Origin of the sequence: Cobetia sp. UCD-24C, assembly GCF_001306765.1 — a bacterium.
In the GTDB taxonomy this organism is placed as follows: Bacteria; Pseudomonadota; Gammaproteobacteria; order Pseudomonadales; family Halomonadaceae; genus Cobetia; species Cobetia amphilecti.
This window is the reverse complement of the sequence record NZ_LJTD01000012.1, coordinates 107326-127803: the sequence shown is the minus strand read 5'-3', so window position 1 is coordinate 127803 and position 20478 is coordinate 107326. Positions and strand designations below refer to the sequence as shown.

The window sequence follows — 20478 nt, the reverse complement described above, 5'->3', positions numbered from 1 at the left end:
ACGCGGCGGTGCAGGCGCTGGCCGAAGGCGAGGTGATCACCGAGACCTTCACCTACGAGATCTCTGATGGCCAGGGCGGCACCGACATGGCGCTGCTCACCGTCACCATCAACGGCACCAATGATGCGCCGGTGCTGGTGGATGGGGCGCAGCCGGTGGACCAAAACGGTAACGATGGTGACCCCATCACGCCCTTCAGCGTCGCTGATGCCTTCACCGACGTCGACAACGGCGCAGGGCTGAGCTTCTCAGCTGACAACCTGCCGGAAGGCCTGGTGATTGACCCGACCACCGGCGAGATCAGCGGCACGCTGTCACCGGATGCCTCCACCGGCGGTGACAACAATGACGGCATCTACACCGTCACGCTGACTGGTACTGACGAGAATGGCTTGGATGTCACCACGACCTTCACCTGGACGGTGGCCAACGTCGCGCCGGAAGCCTTCGACAACACTGCCGAGCTGGATGAGGGTGTCGCCACCGGCGACACCAGCACCACGACCGGCAACGTGCTCAGCGATGCGCAGCCCGATACCGACACCGATGGTGGCAACGACAGCGATGCGCTGATCGTCAGTGGCATCGGTGCAGGCGCCAATGCTGGGACTGACACCGCCGCAGGTACGCCGGTCACCGGCACCTACGGCAGCGTCACCATTGCCGAAGACGGCAGCTACACCTACGCGCTGGACAACAGCAACGCGGCGGTGCAGGCGCTGGCCGAAGGCGAGGTGATCACCGAGACCTTCACCTACGAGATCTCCGACGGTCAGGGCGGCACGGACACGGCACTGCTCACCGTTACCATTAACGGCACCAATGATGCGCCAATCGCGACTCTTCGGGCTCCGCAGGTGGAGACGGGAAGTGACGGGGAAGAGATTGCACCGATCAGCCTCCAGGATGCCTTCCAGGACGTCGATAGCGGCGCTCAGCTGAGCTATACGGCCGAGAACCTGCCAGGTGGTCTGGTCATTGATCCGGTGACGGGCGTCATCAGCGGCACACTTGCCGACGATGCCTCTCAGTCAGGTAACACCACGACGGACGGTCGCTACACCGTGACCGTGACAGCCACGGATGAACAAGGCCAATCGGCTGACGTCACGTTGAACTTCTTTGTCGCCAACGTCGCACCCGAGGCCTTCGACAACACTGCCGAGTTGGATGAGGGCATCGCCACCAGCGATACCAGCACCACGACTGGCAACGTGCTCAGTGATGCGCAGCCCGATACCGACACCGATGGCGGCAACGACACGGATGCGCTGATCGTCAGTGGCATCGGTGCTGGCGCCAATGCCGGGACTGACACAGCCGCGGGTACGCCGGTCACCGGCACCTACGGCAGCGTCACCATTGCCGAAGACGGCAGCTACACCTACGCGCTGGACAACAGCAACGCAGCGGTACAGGCGCTGGCTGAAGGCGAGGTGGTCACCGAGACCTTCACCTACGAGATCTCCGATGGTCAGGGCGGCACCGACACGGCACTACTCACCGTTACCATCAACGGTACCAATGATGCGCCGGTGCTGGTCGATGGGGCGCAGCCGGCCGATCAGACTGCCAATGACGGCGACGCGATCACACCGTTCACCATTGCCGATGCCTTCACTGATGTCGACGAGGGTGCGGAGCTGACCTACAGCGTCGACAATCTGCCGGACGGCCTGGTGATTGACCCGACCACCGGCGAGATCAGCGGCACGCTGTCCCCGGATGCCTCCACCGGCGGTGACAACAACGACGGCATCTACACCGTCACGCTGACGGGCACCGATGAGAATGGCTTGGATGTCACCACGACCTTCACCTTCGAGGTAGGGAATCCGGCGCCGCAGGCACTGGATCAGAGCGCGGACGTCTCCGAGGACGGAGTGACGACAGCTGAGGGCAGCCTGCTGGTCGATGCTGATGGCGAACCAGTGACTGTCGATGGCGATGGCGATTCACTGCTCATTGCGAGCGTCAATGGTCAGGCCGTCGCTGACAGCGACACCGTGATCCAGGGCACTTACGGTCAGTTGATCATCGCTGCTGATGGCACCTGGAACTATGTGCTGGACAACGGCAGTGATGCCGTCCAGTCCCTAGACGATGGTCAGCAGGTGACGGATGACTTCAGCTTCGTGGTCAGTGATGGAGAAGGGGGCACGGCAGTCGGTGAGTTGACGATCCGGGTGGCTGGTCTCAGCGACAACGTTGTTCCGGAACCCGTGGTGCCGGTGACGCCAGTCGAAGGCTCCTCTGGTAATGGTTCCCCGGCGGGCGGAGCAAATGCTGGATCTGATGAGGGCGAAGCAGGCTTCCTCCCGGAAGGTGATGAGGAGCTTTTCCAACCGCTCAGCGATTCCACCTTGCTGGATATCCCGAGCATTCAGCCGGTTCAGTTGACCATCATCCTGCGAGACGTGGTGGCAAACGAGGCTGTCTATGAATTCTCACTGCCGGCGGGCGCATTTGAAAGCACCAACAATGAAGAGATCAAGGTTGAGTCGACCCGTACCGATGGCAGCCCGCTGCCGGATTATGTGGTCTTCGACAGCGATTCGCTCACCTATCGCGTCAATCGTGCACTGGCCTTGTCCCTGGGCGTCGAGCGCATCGACGTCAAGGTGATCGGTCGTGACGAATCCGGAAACGAAGCGAGCACCACTTTCGTCATCTACCTCACCCCTGAACAGGAAGATGAACAGGAAAGCGAAGTCTTCTTCGATGGCAACGAAACGGCGCCGTCATCTGATGCGGCTCCCGCAATTGAAGGCGAGGGAGGCGAACAGGGCGAAGGCGATGAGCAGGGCGAGGCCACCGAGCAAGAGCAGGCGGCTGAAGAAGAGACCGCGGCACTCGGTGCTGTGCCACTCTCCGAGATGCTCAAGGTGGCCGGACGTGACGGGTTCAGTCACGACCATGCCGATGTGCTTGCCGATTTGATGGCGTTGTTGAGCGATGATTCAGAAATCTCTTGATTATCGTTAACAGAATAAACCGCAACGAGCTCTCGATAGCGCGAAAGTGAGCTTATTCAATTCAAGGTGTCCGCCTGCCCCATACCAAGGGGCGGGTGAACAAGAGCAAGGGAACGAGGCGATATCATGACGGGAAACGAAAAAACGGAAACCGCCCGGGCGTTGCCTGAATCACGCGGGCGGGGTCGTCTCAAGACTCTGGCGACGATGGTTGCCATCAGCGCCGCGGGCATTGCCTTGTCGGCATGCGGCACCGTGCAACCTGAGCCTCTGGATCGTCAGGATATCGCGACCGCCATCCAGAGCGATGAGGTGCTCTTCGAGCAGATGACGCCGGCCATCACCGAGCCGCTGGATCTGAACCATGCAATGGCGCGCGCGCTGAAGTACAACCTCGACAATCGTGTCAAGCTGATGGAGCAGGCGTTGGCCGAGCAGAGCTTCAATCTGGCCAAGATGGACATGCTGCCGGTATTGGCGGCAAATGCCGGTTTCACCAGCCGTAACAATGAAGATGCCTCCTCGAGCGAGAACGTGCGTACCGGCGTGCAGAGCCTTGCCCAGTCGACCTCTGTCGACAAGGACCGCACCGATGCCGATCTGCGTCTTTCCTGGAACGTGCTGGATTTCGGTGTCAGCTACCTGAAGGCCAAGCAGGAGGCGGACCGCTTCCTGATCGTCAAGAACGCCCGGCGTGACATCATGGCCAAGCTGCTTCAGCAGACGCGCAGCGCCTATTGGAAGGCTGCGGTGACGCAGAAGTTGAAGCCGCGCATCGATGCCTTGCTGATAGACACCGAAAAGGCGCTCGCGCAGCTGGATCAGATCCAGCGCGAACGACTGCGGGCACCGTTGGATGTCCTGCAGGAGCAGCGACAGCTGCTCTCCATCATGCGCAATCTCAAGAGCTTGCAGCGTTCCGTCGAGACCTCCCAGATCGAACTGGCGAGCCTGATCAATCAGGCCCCCAATGTCGAGATCCCCTTGCAGGCGCCGAGTGAGTTGCCGGAACTTCCTCCGTTACCTTCCAATGATCTGGATGTGCTGGAGCGCGTCGCGCTGGCCAACAGCGGGGAATACGTCGGTCAGCTCTACAATGCGCGCATCGCGCAACGTGAAGCGCGCAAGAGCATGGTGCGACTGTTGCCGGGGCTGGAATTTTCCTACAGCGCCAATTACGACAGCAACAGCTACCTCTACAATGACACCTGGGCACAGGCGGGTGTGCGAGTCAGCTGGAATATCTTCCGTCTGTTCGCGATCGATGAGATCAAGGCTCAGAACGAGGCGCGTGACCAGATGGTCGAAGCGCGTCGTCTCGCCAGCAACATGGCGACGCTGGCACGAGTGAATCTGGGCTGGCAGCAGTACCACAACTCATTGGATAGCCTGGCGATCGCACAGCGCTTCCAGGCATTGGATGAGCAGATCGCGGACTTCAGCAAGCAGGCGCGGGCAAGCCGTGCGATCTCGGGGACGCAATCCCTGCTCAACCAGGCCAAGGCATTGAACTCCGTGCTGAGCAATTCATTGGCCTACGCCGATGCACAGGACGCCTATGGTGGCTTCCTGTTCAGCCTGGGCTTCAATCCGGTCCCCGAGGATTATCAGCGTTACGACGTCGATACGCTGGCCAGCAACCTGGATGCCTCCTTCCGTCAGTGGTCTGGCGGCAGCCTGCCATTGCAGGACCCGGCACTCTGGCTGGAAGCCCAGTCCGAGACAACCCAAGCACAGGACGGTCAGGCCAGTCTGTAAGCTAGCCTCCCGCCATATTTCAACAGGGATGCTGACGATGATGATCGCTGGTAAAGGTATCAATCGCCGCATGGCGAGGTTGGGGGGGACCCTGCTGGTAGCCATGCTGCCCGGGCTGATGAATGTCGCGCACGGGGCGGATCAACCGACCGTTCGCGGTCAGGTCAGTGCTGTCAATTCCACCATTCTGGCGGCGCCCCTGTCGGGGCGCCTGCTGGAAGTCAATCGGCGTGTCGGGGAAGAGGTCAACAAGGGCGATGTGCTGGTGCGCTTCGATTGCCGTTCGCTGAAGGCGGAGCGGGCAGTCGCGAGTGCGCGTCTGTCCGGTGCAAGCTCCCAGTACAAGGTCAACAAGCAGCTGGCGCGCTATGACAATGTCAGCCAGCTGGACGTGGATCTGTCGCGAGCGGCGGTCAATGAGGCCAGTTCCTCGGTCAAGCTGTCGGATGTCTATCTCAGCGATTGCACCATCACGGCGCCCTTCGATGCGGAAGTGGTCTCGCGTGCGGTCAATCCTCATCAGTTCGTCTCCAATGGCGAGCCGATGCTGGAGCTGGTGAGTTCCGACGAGCTCGAGATCGAGGCCGTCATTCCCGCCATGTGGCTGGGGCAGGTCGGCGCGGACACCCCGATGACCTTCACCGCAGATGCCACGGGGGCGGAACTTGCCGGCAAGATCGTGCGCGTCGTCGACAACATCGACCCGGTCAGCCAGACCCTCAAGGTGATCGCGCGGCCGGATGCAAAGCCGGATGGCGGCATCAAGCCCGGCATGAGTGGCGAGGTCCGTTTCCCCTCTCTGAGTCCTTCCACCCTCGAGGATGTGGATAGTGGAGAGGCGGCACAATGAATCGGCGGGTCGAAATGCCAGGCAATGTCACGACAGATCGCCTGGCGGGCCTCATCACCTTGCAGAAGCGTTTGATGAGCGCCAAGGGGCGCAAGGAAGCCGAGTATGTGCTGGTCAATGACACAGGCTACCTCTTTCCCGCGCGTCAGATGTTGCTGGTCAGCAATGGCAAGCTCTCGTCACATTCCGGCGCCACCGATGTCGAGCAGCAGAGCCCCTATCTGCACTGGGCAAGGCGTGTCATCAAGGCGTTTGATCTCGATCGTCAGGTCGTTTCCGACAAGGCAGGTGACTCCCGGGCGGCCAAGCCCGAGCAGGTCATGTCACTGACGCCGGAGCGTCTCAAGGAACTTGATGCGTCTCTTGCCGAAGACTGGAGTGAGTATTGGCCACGTGAAGGACTCTGGGTGCCCATGGTATGGCGAGGCCGTATCGAGGGTGGCTTGCTGTTGTTGCGCGAAAAACCCTGGAATGAAGCCGAACAACGCCTGCTGACCCATTGGGTGCAAGGTGCCGAGAATGTGCTGGCACGTCATTCGGGTCGCAGGCGCCAGCCGGTGGGCAAGCGCCTGCTGTGGGGCGCGGCCTTGGTGGTGATCGGTCTGCTGATGTTGGTGCCGGTACGCCTTTCCGTGCTGGGGCAGGCGGAAGTGGTGCCGGAGGTCAGCAGTATCATCCGCTCGCCCCTGGATGGCGTGCTCAAGGACTTGTCCGTGGCGCCCAATCAGGTGGTGGAGAAGGGCCAGTTGCTGGCGAGTCTCGATGATGCCGAGCTCAAGGGGCGGCTGGCCGAAGCCAACCAAGCTCTGGCGGTGGCACAGGCGGAATATGCGCGTGCCCGGCAGCGCTCCTTTACCGAGCGTGAGGCCAGTGCCGAGGTGCCGCTGTTGAGGGCGCTGGTGGACCAGGCGCGCGCCGACGTCGATTTCCTTGAAACACAGCTGACGCGTGTGCGCGTCGAAGCACCGCGTGAGGGTGTCGCGATCCTCGGCGATACCAGCGATTGGGCAGGCCGACCGGTCAGGCTTGGCGAGCGTCTGCTGGAAGTGGCCGACACTCGGGGCGCCGAGGTGGAAATCTGGCTGCCGAGTGCCGACAACATCCCGCTGCCGGAAGGCGCCGAGGTCTCGTTGTTCTTGAATGTGGACCCTTCCCAGGTTCGTGAAGCACGGCTGACGCACGTCAATTATCGGGCCGAGCTGGCGCCGGATGGCGAGCTCGCCTACCGCGCGCACGCCGTGTTGAGCGATACCGAGAACCTGCCGCGCGTCGGCTGGCGGGGTACGGCCAAGGTAGAGGGGGAACAGGTCACGCTGGGTTATTACCTGTTCCGTCGCCCGTGGGCCACGCTGCGCAGCTGGACCGGGTGGTAAGGCATGATCTCACAGACTCCCCCGTTGGCCGTGCTGCGCGAAGACCTCAAGTTGCACCCCGTCGAGCAGGATCGCGATGGCAAGCGGCGCTGGTTGCTGCATGACCCGGTCGCCCAGCGCTTCTATCGACTGGGCGAGGCCGCCATCGAGTTGCTGCCCTTCATTCGCGGTGGTCAGGAAGCGGCAGCCGCCAAACAGGCGAGTGCCAGTCTCGGTCGTGAAGTGCCTGGTGAGCAGTTGCGCGCCTTGTCGGAATTTCTGCGTCAGCATGATCTGGTGCGCGGGGATCCCGGTCAGCAGGAGCGCTACCAACGCCGTCTTGAGTCGCGCCCCACCGGGCTCAAGTGGTTGATGCATCACTATCTCTTCGTGCGCATTCCGCTGGCCAATCCGGATCGCTGGCTGAGCCGGCACGTCAACAAGGTACGCTGGCTGGGTAGCCGGGGCTTCTTCTGGAGCCTGGCGGTCATGTTTCTGGTGGGCCTTTGGCTGACGGTACGCCAGCTGGATACCTTCATCGCGAGCTTCGCGGCACTGGGCGCTGTCGGCGGCTGGCTGACGCTGGGGCTGGCGCTGGTCTTTGTCAAGATACTGCATGAGCTGGGGCACGCCTTCGTTGCCAAGGCCAAGGGCGCGCGCGTCCCGACCATCGGGGTGGCCTTCATCGTCGGCTGGCCGGTGCTCTACACCGATACCAGTGATGCCTGGCGACTCACCGAGGCCCGGGACAGAGTTGGCGTCGATATCGCGGGTGTCGCGGTCGAGCTCTCGATCGCGGTACTGGCCTTGCTGTGCTGGCATCTGTTGCCGGAAGGTCTGCCGCGCACCCTGTGTTTCTGGCTGGCGACGACGACCTGGATCATGTCGGCGCTGGTCAACTTCAACCCTCTGATGCGTTTCGATGGCTATTACCTGCTGTCGGATGCCTGGCGGCAGCCCAACCTTGAACCGCGTTCCCAGGCGCTGGCGCGTTGGCAGCTGCGTGAATGGCTGTTCGCCTTCAAGGAAGCGCCGCCTGAGCGTCCGCAGCGTGCCCTTGTGCTGTTCGCGGTCGGCGTCTGGGTGTATCGCCTGTTGCTGTTTCTCGGGATCGCCCTGGCGGTCTATCACTTCTTCTTCAAGCTTCTCGGCATCGTGCTGTTCGCCGTCGAGATCTGGTACTTCATCATGCGGCCAATCGTGAATGAAATTCGGCGCTGGTTCAGTGAAGGTCGCAAGCCGCGCGCCAATCTGGCTCTGTTGCGTACCGGGATGATCATCGTGGCGCTGGGGGCCTTGCTGGTCTGGCCCTGGCAGAGCGAGCTGCGCCTGCCGGGGTGGTTGGAGCAACCCTCGGCTCGTCTCGAAGCGCCCTTCGGTGGCCGACTGAGTCTCGATGTCGCCCAAGGTGACGAGGTGAGCGCCGGTCAAGCGCTGGCGACCATCAGTGACCCGGAAGTCGCCCAGCGGCTTGCCAGTGCCGAGCGTCGCGTGGAGCAGCTTGACTGGCGTCGCTCCGCCAGTGGTCTGGATCGCAGGTTGTTGCAGGATAGCCCAGTGGTGCAGGCCGATCTTGACGTGCAGCGCCAACGGGTCAGCGCGCTGCAAGCCGAGCAGGCGACCGGTCAGCTGGAGGCGGCATTCGCCGGCAAGGTGCACTCGCTCAACCCTGCCTTGCGAGAAGGAGGCTGGGTCGGTGAAGGGGAGTGGGTGATGACGCTGCGCAATCCCCGGCAGGTGACCCTGACGGCCTGGGTGGAAGAGGAAGAGGTGCTGCGCGTCGATGAAGGTGCCACTGCCTGGTTCTATCCGCTGGCGCCGGTAGGTAAGCCGCTGGAAATGCGTGTGGTCAGCGTCGAGCCTCAGGCAGTTGCGGTGCTTGAACAGCCGGAAATGGCCTCGCCCTACGGTGGGGAGTTAAAGGTTCGCGAGGGCGAGGAAGGGCAGCTGGAACTGATGCGCAGCCTTTATCGGGTCACGCTTGAGCCAGTGGACTTCTCACAGGCCCTGGCACTCTCGATGCCTGGCCGGCGCGGCATGGTCAATGTCGAGACTGAGCCGCGCAGCCTGTTGAGCCGAACCTGGCGTGAAGTGGTCGGGGTCTGGCGTCGCGAATCCGGTTTCTGACACCGCTACTCTTCTTGCATCTTGCACCCTGAAAGGGAAAAGAAGCCCAGCCCCCGAGTGGCGTTCGCCGCTCAGAGGCTGGGCTTCTCTGGTCTGGTTCTGGAGAAAGGGTAGTGTGTGGTTTTGAGAAATGCCGCTTCTCTGCTCTATGGCGTGCTCCGCCTTGACTCAGCAAGCCCGAGCCTCTGATTCAGCAAGCCCTTGTCTCAGTAAACTTTAGGAGAAGGCTCCACCACGCGAGTGTCATTGCCCCGTGAGATTGTGCTGGAGACTTTGCCTTCAGTATGCCCCTTGCTGTGGGCATCATCGGTATTGGGTAGTATGGCGATTGTCTCGAGTGGCTCCGGCATGCCAAGCGCGTAGCCCTGTACATAGTCGGCACCGATACTGGTGACGGAGGCGAGCACTTGTGCACTCCCCACGAATTCCGCCACGGTTTTCATACCCATTTCACGTGCGACTTCGGCAATGGCGCGGGCGATGGAGTAGGAGACGCGGTTGGTGTCCATGTCGCGAATGAAGGCGCCATCGATCTTCAGGAAGTCGACGGGCAGGTTTTTCAGGTAGCCGAAGGACGACACGCCACTCCCGAAGTCATCCAGCGCGAAGGAACAGCCGAGTGCGCCGAGTGCCTCGAAGAAGGCGCGAGCGTCGCCCAGCCGCGTGATGGCGACGGATTCGGTGATCTCGAAACACAGCTTGTCACCCGGGATGCCACTATCGCGGACCAGCGTGACCAGCAGGTCGCGGAAGCTCGGACTGCTGATGGAGTGCCCGGAGAGATTGAGCGACACCATGGTAAGTCGCTGGGCATGCGCAGGGTGCGCTGCGAGCCAGCTCAGGTACTGGCGAATGACATGTTCATCGATGGCGGCCGACAGGCCATAACGCTCCGCCGCAGGCAGGAAGGCGCCCGGCGCAATGATGGTGCCGTCTCGGCCTTTCAAGCGCACCAGCACTTCGTAATGTAGCTCGCTGAGCGGCTCGCAGTGCGGGTCGTTGCCAGGCTCTGCGTTGTCAGCTTGTGCAGTGGCGAGGGTGCTGACAATCGGCTGTTGGTAAAGCACCAGGCGCTGTTCTTCGATGGCCGCGGTGATTTCTGTCAGCCAGTGCATTTCCTGCATGCGCCGAGCTACCTCGTCACCGGATTCACTGTGGCGATGAATGCGGTTGCGCCCGGCATCCTTGGCTTCATAGCAGGCAGCGTCGGCAGCACTCAGCAGCTGGTGCGGGTCATTGTGATTGCTGTCGATGCTCACCAGGCCAATGCTGGTACTGATGGTAAACAGCTTGTCTTCCCACATGAATCGGAAGTTGGTGACGGACTGGCGCATCTCTTCGAGCAGCGCCTCGGCGGCGTCCAGCGACATGTCGGGCATCAGCAAGCCGAATTCATCCCCTCCCAGGCGTGCGAGACGATCCTGCTTGCGCAAGCCGGCGGCAATCACGTCGACCAGCTGGATCAATAGCGCATCGCCGGCCGAGTGGCCGCAGGTGTCATTGACCACCTTGAACTGGTCCAGATCGATGTAGGCGAGACAATGCAGTGCGCCGGTGGCGCGCGCATCATCGCAAAGTGTCGTCAGTTCACGCTTGAAGGCGCCGCGATTGAGCAAGCCCGTCAGGCTGTCGTGATTGGCCTCGTGAGCCATGCGCTGCGACATGGTGTGATTGAGCGTATTGTCGATCAGCGCCAGCAGGGTATAGCCATCCTGGTCTGGCGTCGCCTCGACCGCAGAGACACTGATCTCTGCATGCACCGAGTTGCCGGAGGCGTGAATGAAGCGACATTGCTGGGTAAAAAAATCCTTGCGCTGCTCGATCAGCGCCTGATGTTGCTGCAGGAAACTTTCCAGGTCTTCCGGCTCGATCAGTTCGCGTATCACACTCTGCGACAAGGTGGCGGCGGTGTAGCCCAGGATGCTCTCGAGTCGTTGATTGACGCGCAACAGCTGGCCACTGGTGCTCAGGTGCGCCATGCCGACAGCGGAGTGCTCGAAGGTGGCGCGGTAGCGTCGCTCGCTGGCACGCAGGCGTTTCTGAGAGGCCTGTTGCTCGAATTCGGTCATGAGCTGTGAGACGTGATCCGCCACCGAAGCCAGAAACGCCTGCTCATCATCTGCCCACTCGCGCGGGGCATTGCTTTCCGTACAGCAGATGACGGCCACCACCTGGCCCGCCACACGGATCGGGCTGTCGATGATGGCCTTCACGCTGCAGCGGAAGGTGCCATCAAACAGCAATTCCTGATTGGCCTTGGTCACATCGGCCAGGGCGAGCGCATGCCCGGCATCCAGAGCCTCGAAATAGACCCGGTTCTGGGTGCGGGTAAGGCGAGTGGGAACAGTGCCATGCGTGGCATCGTGCGGCGGGGGGACCCACGCATCATGGACATGGGCCAGCGACAGGCAGTCGCGGTCTTCATTCATGTACCAGAAGCTTACCTTGCGTATCTGCAGGCCCTTGGCGACTTGCTCACATAACCACGGCAGCAGGCTGTCGAGCTGTGCGTTCTCATCGTGGCGGGTGTTGCCGAGCTCGATCAAGGCCGCTTGCTGACGTTCATAGCGGCGCAGCTTGTCGGCCTGGGCATCCTTGGCCAGATGCTGCTGATGGATATCCAGCAATGAGCCGATGAAGCGGTAGGGCGCGCCGTTTCTGACCTCGAATTGAGCGCGCAGCTCAAACCAGCGATGATCTCCCTGCTGGGTGCGGATCAGCAACTCGCAATTGAAAGGTGTCCCGCTCAGTCGCTTGGCGTTGATCAAGGCCTTGAAGTCGTCACGCATGTCGGGCGCGACTCTCTCATGCAACGCCTCGAGTGCGGTGTCGAGTGTGCCGGCTTCATACCCCAACTGGTTTTCCAGACGGGTAGAGATGGTCAATCTCTCGTTGCCTGTTTTCCATTCGATGATGCCATCGGAAATGCTGCGCAATATCCAGCTGGCGCGCGACTGACTGTCTGCGAACTCTGCATTGAGGTAGCTTTGATTGACCTGGCGTTTCAGCGCCTCGGTTGCCAGGCTCGCGAGCTTGTCCAGCCGGACGAGGACGTCCGGGCTGGGCAATTGTTGCCGCGGCTCAGCGTCCGCCAGGCTCATGCAGCCGATTATCTCGCCATTGTCTGCCTTGAGGGGCAGGCCGATGTAATAACGAATGCCGTCGGCAAGAACCGAACTGCAACCGGCGAGTTCCGGTTGTCGACGGGCGTCACACGTGATGAGGGGACTGGCTTGCAGTACCGCTGCGCCACACAGCGCATCGTTGATGGGGACGGACTCGTGCACGTTGTCGTCCAGACTCAACCAGCGCTTGAGCTGCTCGCCATCACGCAGGTTGATCATCGCAATGGGAGCGCCAGCCAGGTCGGCAGCCAGTTCAAGGATCATCAGGGCCTGATGATCCTCTTCATGCCGCAATGTCTTGATCCAATTGGGAATAATGGATGTATCAAGCCCGAGAGAATCTGGCATCGTGTCGCAGCCTTCCCTGTCTGTAACGGTGATGGGGGATCATGATCGCAGACTATCACAGTAAAGCGTTGCCTCACCGTTGTTGGGAGTTGAGAGCACTGAGAGCAGCAAGGGCGCCGGGGGTCATGAGGATGCCGGAAGGGAGAGGCAAGGGCGTCAGGGATGGCTGTGACATAATTGTCAGCATGGCGGCCTGACGGGCTGACACGGTCAAGAGGAGTCTGTAAGGAAATGGCGTTGATCAAGGGGTTCTGCATCCTGCTGCTTTGCCAGTTTCTCGGCGAGGTGACGGGGCGTGCATTGCTGCTTCCGGTGCCGGGGCCGGTACTGGGAATGTTGTTCCTGCTGCTGGGGTTGATGTTGCGAGGGCGGCTGCGCAAACGGTTGCTGCCTGCCCCGGACAGAGAGGGGGAAGGAGTGCTGCGTGTTGACGAGAATGCGGGTCGAGACCTCGGTCAACGTCAGCTGGCCCGTGCGCTGCTGAGGGAACGTGTGCCTGCCAGTCTCAGGCTTGCCAGCAATGGCCTGCTCTCGCATCTGTCGCTGCTGTTCGTGCCTGCGGGCGTTGGCGTGATGGTCCATTTCGAGCTCATCGCACGCGATCTCACCGCCATCGCCATCACGCTGGTCGCGTCGATCGCGGCTACCCAGTTCGTCACGGCGTGGCTGTTGCAGCGCTTGATCGATCGAGGTTCTACGACACCGAGTGGAGCAGGGGGCAAGTCACCCAGCGCCGATGAGGTGTCCTCATGAATCTGGCCCCGCTGGACGCCCTGTGGGTGTACCTGAGCGCTTCTCCGTTGCTGCATCTGCTGTTGACGCTGGTGGCCTTTCTGCTGGCGACGGCGATCAATCGTCTGGCCCGGGGCGCATCGCTGGCGCATCCGGTACTGGTCTCCATCGCGCTGATCATCGGGTTTCTGTGGCTGACGGACACCGACTATCCCACCTACTTCGAAGGGGCCCAGTTCATCCACTTCCTGCTCGGGCCAGCCACCGTCGCGCTGGCGGTACCGCTGTTTGATCATCTCGATCGGGTCAAGCAGATGCTGTGGCCACTGCTGACAGCCTGTTGCGTCGGCATCGTCACTGCCGTGACCACCACCCTGGGTCTGGCGCTGGCACTGGGGGCACATACCCAGGTGGCCTTGAGCCTGGCGCCTAAATCCGTCACATCGCCGATCGCGATGGGGATCGCCGAAAAACTGGGCGGTATTCCCTCGCTGACGGCAGGGCTGGTACTGCTGACCGGCACCCTGGGTTGTGTGGTAGGCCCCGTTGTCATGCGACTGGCAGGGGCGCGAGACGATACCGTCAAGGGCTTCACCATGGGCTTGTCAGCGCATGGTATCGGTACTGCCTTCTGCTTCTCGTCGGTGAGCACGCTGGCGGGCGCCTTCGCTGGCATGTCGATGGGGCTGACCGGTCTGCTGACCGCCTTCATCGTGCCGCCTATCGTCAGGCTGTTCGGCTTCTGAGCATGAGGTGCATTGGTGGAGAGTCGAGCTGGAGGTGAGCAAGCGGCGAGCAAGAAGCAGGAAGGCCAGCGTTATCGTGGCATCGTCTTGTGAGAGCTTAAGTTTGCGTTAAGCGCAGCCATTCATGCTGGTGATCACTCCATGGTTCAGCTCAGCGCTTGCGTGTTGGCCATGGCAATCGCCAGCACGTCTTGTGGAGATGTCACCTCGTTGCCACATGTCTGTCAGTGAGCTGATCGATCATGCTCCTATGCAGGTCCACAAGGCGTGGCATCCACTCGCGCCTCTGTGTCTGGCAATGCCTCGACCCAAGGAAAGCCCTCATGTTCACTTCTCTTGCACGCACAGTTCTTGAACGCACTGGTCTTGCCCGCATTGGTCTTACCCACACCGCTGCAAAGCTCAAGCCCGCTGGCCTTGCCGGGCATCGTGTACTGGTCGAGGCGCCGATGGCCTCCAGTTGTCGAGAACTCTGTTGGCAGCTGGCGGCGGCAGGGGCTGCATTGATTCTGGTCGAGCGAGAGGGGGATGACCTTGCCTTGCTGTGCAGGTTGTTGCCCACCCCGAGTGGCCAGCAACACCGCCGCCTGTCACTGACGCACGCAGATGTGAGGGGTGACGCGCTATGCACGCAGCTGCGCAACATCCCGACTTCGGAGCGCCCCGATACCTTGCTGAGCCTGCCGGGCGATGGCCGCTGGCATCTGGAGAGTGGCCGCGCCTGGCATGTGCTCGAGCTTGGGGGGTGGCCGGCCGAGGTGCGCGCGAAGGTACTGGAGTGTCTTGGGCTGCATGGCTCGGCGGATGGCCGACGCCCGCTGCTGGAGCTGATCGTGCAGGCAGACGGCGACTTTTTCGTTCCGCTGCCGACAACCAAACACTCACGTATCCGTTTGCATACCCCGGCGCTGATCACCGGTGAAGAGGACCCTCTGTTGATGCGCCTGGCGCGTCATCAGGGCAATCATCCTGTCAGTGTGGCGCGTCAGGCGCGCAAGCTGATCTTCCGACTGCGGCTGGCGCGAGCCAGGCACCCGCTCGCGTATGGCTGGCTGATGGCGGGTGAGGCGCTGCGGCGTGTCATCGGCGGGCCGCGCCGCATGCTGGAGCGTGGCGCGCTCGGGCTGCGCGAGCAGAGGATGCTGCTGACGGCGCGTCTGGCCAGGTGGCGCCATGCTCGGCACCAGGGGCGTCGCGCACGCAGTGGTGTGTGATGGCTGGCTGATCTGTCGACACCGCCCGCAGTATGCTTCCGACGTCCGTCACCTTTCGGTGGCGGACGTCTTGTCTCATGTCCTGATATGACATGGCAGAATCAGAACGATTTCAAGGAGTCCAGATGCGAGTTCTGCTCGTCGAAGATGATCCGTTGTTGGGCGAGGGGGTCAGCCATACCCTGCGCCGCGAAGGCATGAGCACTGAATGGTTGAAGGAGGGCGCCAACGTTGCCGCCACGCTCAAGCATTCGCCCTTTGATGTGCTGGTGCTGGACCTTGGCCTGCCGGATCTCGACGGTCTGCAGGTCTTGAGTCACTTGCGCCGTCAGGGCCAGACGTTGCCGGTATTGATCCTGACGGCGCGTGACGACATCAGCGACCGGGTACGTGGTCTGGACGGCGGCGCGGATGACTATCTGGTCAAGCCGTTCGACATTGCCGAGCTGGTAGCGCGTCTGCGTGCGTTGGTGAGGCGCCATGCCGGGCAGGCCAGCGGTTGCCTGCAGCTGGGGCCGTTGCGCATTGATCAGTCTGGCCGCACTGTCACGCTCTCCGGTAGTGAGGTCGGCCTGGGGCGGCGCGAGTTTGATCTGCTGGAGTTCCTGCTGCTGCACCCCAGTCGTGTCTTCAGCCGGGATCAGCTCGTCGAGCAGCTCTATGGCTGGGATGGCGATGTCGAAAGCAATGTCATCGAGGTACATGTGCACCATCTGCGCCGCAAGTTCGGCACCGGGGTGGTCAAGACTGTGCGCGGTGTGGGCTATCGGCTGGGGGAACTCACGTGAAATCCATCCGCAGTTTCCTGCGGCGCAACCTCATCGGTGGCGTCGTGGTCGTGCTGGGGACGGCCGCTGCCTGGAGTTACTTCGATTCCCGCGAGCAGATTGATGAGCTGTTCGATGCTGAGCTGGCCCAGAATGCACGCATGCTGGGGCGACTCTATCAGTCCCGACTCGCCTCGTTGACACCGGTCGAGCGTCAGGAAACGTTGCAGCAGATGACATCGGGCCAGTTCAGCCTGCGTCCGCCCTCCTTGAGCTTTGCCGATGGCCATGAGAAATCCCCGCTGGGACATGTCTATGAAGACAAGCTGATCTTCCAGATGTGGGATGCGCTGGGCCAGCCGTTGCTTGGCCTCTCTTCACGCTCCGTGGTGCTCGATTACCTGCCGGTGCCCGGCTATGGCAGGCAGCACGACAATCACCATGACTGGTTCACCTTCACGCTGTATTTCCCCGAGAGTGGCATCTGGGTCACGGCGGCCCAGCGTGAAGATGTGCGCGATGAACTGACCGGCCAGATTGCATTGCACAACGTGTTGGCGCTGGTGGTCGGGCTGCTCGTGATCGCCTTGCTGATCGGTGTGGCGGTCTCGCGGGGGTTTCGTCCCGTCTTGCGCATCAGTCATCAGATCACGGCCCGTCAACCCGGGTACCTCGAGCCGCTGGATGCCAGCGAGGCGCCGGACGAGATACGCGGCATGGTGGATGCCCTCAATGGGCTGCTGGCGCGCCTGGCGGACACCCTGGACAAGGAGCGGCGCTTCACGGCCAATGCCGCCCACGAATTGCGGACTCCCCTGGCGGGCATCAAGGTGCATGCCCAGAACCTGGAGGCCGATGCCAGGGATGAGGCCTCGCGGCGCTCGGCACGCATGATCGTGGATGGCGTCAATCGCATGACGCGGGTAGTGGAGCAGCTGTTGACCCTGTCACGACTGGAAAGCGGGGCAGAGGCACCGCGTCGTCCGGTCGATCTCGCCCAGCTGACCCATGAGCTGGCGCGGGACCTGGGCCCCATGGCACGCCAGCGAGGCATCAAGCTGCATGTCGAGGTTGCACCCGGCGCGCAGCTGGTCAGTCATGAGAACGGCCTCTACGTGCTGCTGCGCAATCTGCTCGACAATGCGCTGCGCTATACGCCAGAAGGCGGAGAGGTGCATCTGGATATCCGCCGCGACGACGCTGGATGGCGCATGGAAGTGGCCGATACGGGCCCCGGAATCCCGCTGCGTGAACGCGAGCGCGTCTTTGAACGCTTCGTGCGTCTGGCCGGCCAGAAGACTCAAGGTTCCGGGCTGGGCCTTTCCATCGTGCGCGAGCTCGCCGAACGTCTAGGCGCAGCGCTGGCGCTGAAGGAGAGCCCCTTGGGAACGCCGCAGGCCCCGGGGCTGCTGGTGCAGGTTCGCTTCCCGTCGTAGCAGGTTCGCTTCTCGTCGTGAATAGTGCGTGTCCGCCGGGTTGCGTCAGTGGAGGCCAATGATTGCGCCGAATGCATCATGCGGCTGTGATGCTGGCTGGCGCCCGATAATGCCAGCGGGGAGTGCAACTCGGCGATGGTCGGGTGGCAAAGACGGCTAGATTAGCGCTATCTTCATTATATGTTGCAGAGCAGCATGACATTCCCCTCTGTCAGGAGATTCGCATGAGTGAACAACAGTCTTCCCCTGTCCGTGTTGCACTGGTGACCGGCACCGCCAGTGGTATCGGCGCCGCCATCATGCAGGCGATGTGCGATGCCGGGCATCAGGTGCTGGCGGTCGATTTCAGTGATGAGGGGGCAGAAGTCGCCGACAAGGCAGGGGCTGCCTTCTTCAAGGCCGACCTGACGGATGCCGAGCAGTGTCGCGCGGCGGTGGATGAAGCCGTGTCCCGTTTCGGGCGTCTCGATATTCTGGTCAACAATGCCGGCATCCAGCATGTCGAGCGCATCAAGGACTTCCCCGAAGCCAAGTGGAATCAGATCATCGCCTTGATGCTGAGTGCGCCATTCACGCTGATCCAGGCGGCCTGGCCGCACATGGAGAAGAATGGGTATGGCCGTATCGTCAACATGGCGTCCATCCATGCCCATGTCGCGTCGCCGGGCAAGGCGGCCTACGTCAGCGCCAAGCACGGCTTGATGGGGCTGACCAGAACCGCTGCGCTGGAAGGGGGCGAAAGCGGCATTACCGCCAATGCCATCTGCCCGGCCTATGTGCGCACGCCGCTGGTCGACAAGCAGATCGCCGAGCAGGCCAAGCTCAATGACATGCCCGAAGATGAAGTGATCGAGAAGATCATGCTCAAGGGCGCGGCGATCAAGCACATGATCGATCCCTCCGAAGTGGCGGACATGGCGGTGTGGCTGGCCTCCGACAAGGCAGGCTCGGTGACCGGCTCCAGCTTCAACATGGACCTGGGGTGGACGGCGCAGTAACGGCGTACCCTTGAGCAACGGCTCATTCCAGACAGTGCAGAGACACCAAGCCCTCACCATCGATTCGCGCTTGCGAGCGAGGATGGTGAGGGCTTTTGCTTGGCCGACAGCAAAGTGTCGCCTTGGCGCAGACTAGGCCAGCGGCACGGTCTCAGCGCTTGACCGGGCGCTTCTGTAGCTTGCGTTGCAGGGTACGGCGGTGCATGCCCAGGGCGCGGGCGGTGGAGGAGATGTTGCCATCGTGCTCGTTGAGCACCTTCTGAATGTGCTCCCAAGTCAGGCGGTTGACCGACGGCGGGTTGTCGGAGATCTCGGCGGCAGGGTCGCCGCCCTCGCGGTTGAAGGCGTTGAGAATCTCGTCGGCGTCGGCGGGCTTGCACAGGTAGTTGACCGCGCCGAGCTTGATGGCTTCCACCGCGGTGGCGATGCTGGAATACCCGGTCAGCACCACGATACGCGTGTCAGGCAGCAGGGCGATCAGCTCGGGCAGCAGCTTGAGGCCGGAGCTCTGCTCCAGCTTCAGGTCCAAGGTGATCAGCTCCGGGCGGTGGCTGCGTGCCACACTGAGTGCCTGGGCTTCATCACGGGCCACTTCCACTTCATAGCCGCGGCGCGTCATGGCGCGCGCCGTGACCTGGCAGAAGAATTCATCATCGTCGATGATCAGCAGTCGGGTTGCATCGCTCATCAGGGTTCTCGCTTGGGCGGTCTTTGCCGCCATCATGTCAGATGAAGGGGGAGGCGCACTTCCGTCAAGGTGCCGCCATCTTCGTGGTTGTACAGACTGACGCCGCCACCGAACCGATTGATGGTGGCATGCGTGAGGAACAGGCCGATGCCCATGCCCTTGGATTTGGTGGAGATGAAGGTCTCACCGAGCTGGTCCGCCACCGCCATGGGCACGCCATCGCCATGATCGCGGATGTCGATCAGCACTTCCTGATCGCGTTGCTCCAGGGTGATCTCGATATCATCCGGGCAGGCGTCAGCAGCATTGTTGAGCAGGTTCATCAGCGCCTGCTCAAGCGTGGTGTCCACCAGCATGGAGGCCTGTTCAGCGCCGGGCGTCACCTCGACGCTATGCTGCACGTCCGGGCGTACCACCAGCCAGCGCTGCACGATTTCCTCCAGCCACTGGGCAGCATTGATGGGTTGGGGCTGCTCCATGCGGCGGCGGTCGGCTGCGGCCACCATCGCCTGCAGGCGTTGCTTGCAGGTGTCGACCTGGCTGCGCAGCAGGGCAAGATCCTCCTCCAGCTGAGGGTCATTCCTGTCCTTGGCATCCTCGCGCATCTCGCTCAGCAGCACCGCCATGGTGGAGAGCGGGGTGCCCAGCTCATGCGCGGTGCCGGCGGCCTGGCTGGCCACCGCCAATACCTGCTCGCTGCGCAGGGCGGCCTCACGCGTGGTGGACAGCGCCTGATCCCGGGTGCGCAGGGCATGGGCCATCTTGTAGATGAAGTAGGTCACCAGCGACGCCGACAGGCCGAAGTTCAGCCACATGCCGATGACATGCAGGCTGATGCGTCCACCCAGCTCATAGGTCGCCAGCTGCGGCACCGGCTCATAGAACACCATCAGGAAGCTGTAACAGCCCATGCCAACCGCGGCAATCACCCAGGCATAACGCCACGGGAGCGTTGCGGCCGCCATGGTCACCGGCACCAGATAATAGGGCACGAAGGGATTGGTGGAGCCACCGGTATGGAAGAACAGCATCGTCAGACCGGCGATATCCACCAGCAGGTGAATCAGGTTCTCGGTGTCGGTGACGGGATGCGACTGCCCGAGGCGCCACCAGGTCGCGACATTGACTAGCCCCATCGCGATGATGATCGAGATGACGGGCAGCACATTGAGCTGAAAGCCGATGATCTCGAGCCCGAAGATGATCAGGATGAGAAAGCCGGTCCAGGTGATACCGCGCGCGATGGTCAGACGAATGAGATTGCGGTGCGGCGTGGACAGTGGTGGCGGTAGCGGCTGATTCATGACGACTCCTGCGAGGAATGCGGCCATGATAGTGAATAAGGCCCATAAAGTGCAGCCC

Annotated in this window: 14 protein-coding genes; 11 read left to right on the top strand and 3 right to left on the bottom strand. The window is 62.0% G+C overall.

The features are described from left to right. The 5 genes from AOG28_RS15315 to AOG28_RS15295 all read left to right on the top strand — a co-directional run. On the top strand, positions 1 to 2975 hold a 2975-nt coding region (locus AOG28_RS15315), incomplete at its 5' end, for a VCBS domain-containing protein (protein ID WP_200906811.1). 126 nt (positions 2976 to 3101) lie between these two features. Next, positions 3102 to 4733 (top strand): TolC family protein, encoded by a 1632-nt coding sequence (locus AOG28_RS15310; protein WP_082388864.1) that lies wholly within the window; start codon positions 3102 to 3104, stop codon positions 4731 to 4733. A gap of 37 nt (positions 4734 to 4770) precedes the next feature. Beyond that, positions 4771 to 5583 carry an efflux RND transporter periplasmic adaptor subunit gene (locus tag AOG28_RS15305; protein ID WP_054557021.1) on the top strand — a complete coding sequence of 271 codons (813 nt, stop codon included), beginning with the start codon at positions 4771 to 4773 and terminating at the stop codon, positions 5581 to 5583. A 74-nt stretch (positions 5584 to 5657) separates the two neighbouring features. Further along, the gene (locus AOG28_RS15300; RefSeq protein WP_160317887.1) at positions 5658 to 6956 is read left to right on the top strand and encodes an efflux RND transporter periplasmic adaptor subunit; all 1299 of its coding nucleotides are present in this window, start codon (positions 5658 to 5660) and stop codon (positions 6954 to 6956) included. A gap of 3 nt (positions 6957 to 6959) precedes the next feature. Then, a complete protein-coding gene (locus AOG28_RS15295) occupies positions 6960 to 9062 on the top strand; it encodes an HlyD family efflux transporter periplasmic adaptor subunit (protein ID WP_054557019.1) in 2103 nt (700 codons plus the stop codon). 206 nt (positions 9063 to 9268) lie between these two features. On the opposite strand, the gene AOG28_RS15290 is transcribed toward AOG28_RS15295, so the two are convergent. Continuing rightward, a complete protein-coding gene (locus tag AOG28_RS15290) occupies positions 9269 to 12451 on the bottom strand; it encodes a bifunctional diguanylate cyclase/phosphodiesterase (RefSeq protein ID WP_160317886.1) in 3183 nt (1060 codons plus the stop codon). A gap of 315 nt (positions 12452 to 12766) precedes the next feature. On the opposite strand from AOG28_RS15290, the gene AOG28_RS15285 reads away from it, so the two are divergent. The 6 genes from AOG28_RS15285 (at position 12767) to AOG28_RS15260 (ending at position 18428) form a co-directional block, all read left to right on the top strand. Beyond that, complete coding sequence (locus AOG28_RS15285; protein WP_054557017.1) at positions 12767 to 13288, top strand: CidA/LrgA family protein; 522 nt, start codon at positions 12767 to 12769, stop codon at positions 13286 to 13288. Beyond that, positions 13285 to 14013: an LrgB family protein gene (locus AOG28_RS15280; RefSeq protein ID WP_054557016.1), complete on the top strand. Its 729-nt coding sequence runs from the start codon at positions 13285 to 13287 to the stop codon at positions 14011 to 14013. Before AOG28_RS15285 ends, AOG28_RS15280 begins: the two co-directional genes overlap by 4 nt. Before the next feature lie 323 nt (positions 14014 to 14336). Continuing rightward, complete coding sequence (locus AOG28_RS15275; protein ID WP_152965441.1) at positions 14337 to 15227, top strand: hypothetical protein; 891 nt, start codon at positions 14337 to 14339, stop codon at positions 15225 to 15227. Between the two features lie 125 nt (positions 15228 to 15352). After that, a complete protein-coding gene (locus AOG28_RS15270) occupies positions 15353 to 16015 on the top strand; it encodes a response regulator (protein ID WP_054557014.1) in 663 nt (220 codons plus the stop codon). Further along, positions 16012 to 17430 carry an ATP-binding protein gene (locus AOG28_RS15265; RefSeq protein ID WP_054557013.1) on the top strand — a complete coding sequence of 473 codons (1419 nt, stop codon included), beginning with the start codon at positions 16012 to 16014 and terminating at the stop codon, positions 17428 to 17430. The genes AOG28_RS15270 and AOG28_RS15265 overlap by 4 nt, the downstream gene beginning before the upstream one ends. Before the next feature lie 224 nt (positions 17431 to 17654). Then, a complete protein-coding gene (locus tag AOG28_RS15260) occupies positions 17655 to 18428 on the top strand; it encodes a 3-hydroxybutyrate dehydrogenase (RefSeq protein WP_054557012.1) in 774 nt (257 codons plus the stop codon). Positions 18429 to 18579: 151 nt separating this feature from the next. On the opposite strand, the gene AOG28_RS15255 is transcribed toward AOG28_RS15260, so the two are convergent. Continuing rightward, positions 18580 to 19116 carry a response regulator transcription factor gene (locus tag AOG28_RS15255; protein WP_043336058.1) on the bottom strand — a complete coding sequence of 179 codons (537 nt, stop codon included), beginning with the start codon at positions 19114 to 19116 and terminating at the stop codon, positions 18580 to 18582. Between the two features lie 32 nt (positions 19117 to 19148). Then, positions 19149 to 20420, bottom strand: a complete 1272-nt coding sequence (locus AOG28_RS15250) for an ATP-binding protein (protein WP_054557011.1) — start codon at positions 20418 to 20420, stop codon at positions 19149 to 19151. Positions 20421 to 20478 lie beyond the last annotated feature (58 nt).

Coding starts and splice junctions, on each gene's coding strand:
- AOG28_RS15310 (WP_082388864.1), top strand. CDS start 3,102: ATGACGGGAAACGAAAAAACGGAAACCGCCCGGGCGTTGCCTGAATCA.
- AOG28_RS15305 (WP_054557021.1), top strand. CDS start 4,771: ATGATGATCGCTGGTAAAGGTATCAATCGCCGCATGGCGAGGTTGGGG.
- AOG28_RS15300 (WP_160317887.1), top strand. CDS start 5,658: ATGAGCGCCAAGGGGCGCAAGGAAGCCGAGTATGTGCTGGTCAATGAC.
- AOG28_RS15295 (WP_054557019.1), top strand. CDS start 6,960: ATGATCTCACAGACTCCCCCGTTGGCCGTGCTGCGCGAAGACCTCAAG.
- AOG28_RS15290 (WP_160317886.1), bottom strand. CDS start 12,451: ATGATCCTTGAACTGGCTGCCGACCTGGCTGGCGCTCCCATTGCGATG.
- AOG28_RS15285 (WP_054557017.1), top strand. CDS start 12,767: ATGGCGTTGATCAAGGGGTTCTGCATCCTGCTGCTTTGCCAGTTTCTC.
- AOG28_RS15280 (WP_054557016.1), top strand. CDS start 13,285: ATGAATCTGGCCCCGCTGGACGCCCTGTGGGTGTACCTGAGCGCTTCT.
- AOG28_RS15275 (WP_152965441.1), top strand. CDS start 14,337: ATGTTCACTTCTCTTGCACGCACAGTTCTTGAACGCACTGGTCTTGCC.
- AOG28_RS15270 (WP_054557014.1), top strand. CDS start 15,353: ATGCGAGTTCTGCTCGTCGAAGATGATCCGTTGTTGGGCGAGGGGGTC.
- AOG28_RS15260 (WP_054557012.1), top strand. CDS start 17,655: ATGAGTGAACAACAGTCTTCCCCTGTCCGTGTTGCACTGGTGACCGGC.
- AOG28_RS15255 (WP_043336058.1), bottom strand. CDS start 19,116: ATGAGCGATGCAACCCGACTGCTGATCATCGACGATGATGAATTCTTC.
- AOG28_RS15250 (WP_054557011.1), bottom strand. CDS start 20,420: ATGAATCAGCCGCTACCGCCACCACTGTCCACGCCGCACCGCAATCTC.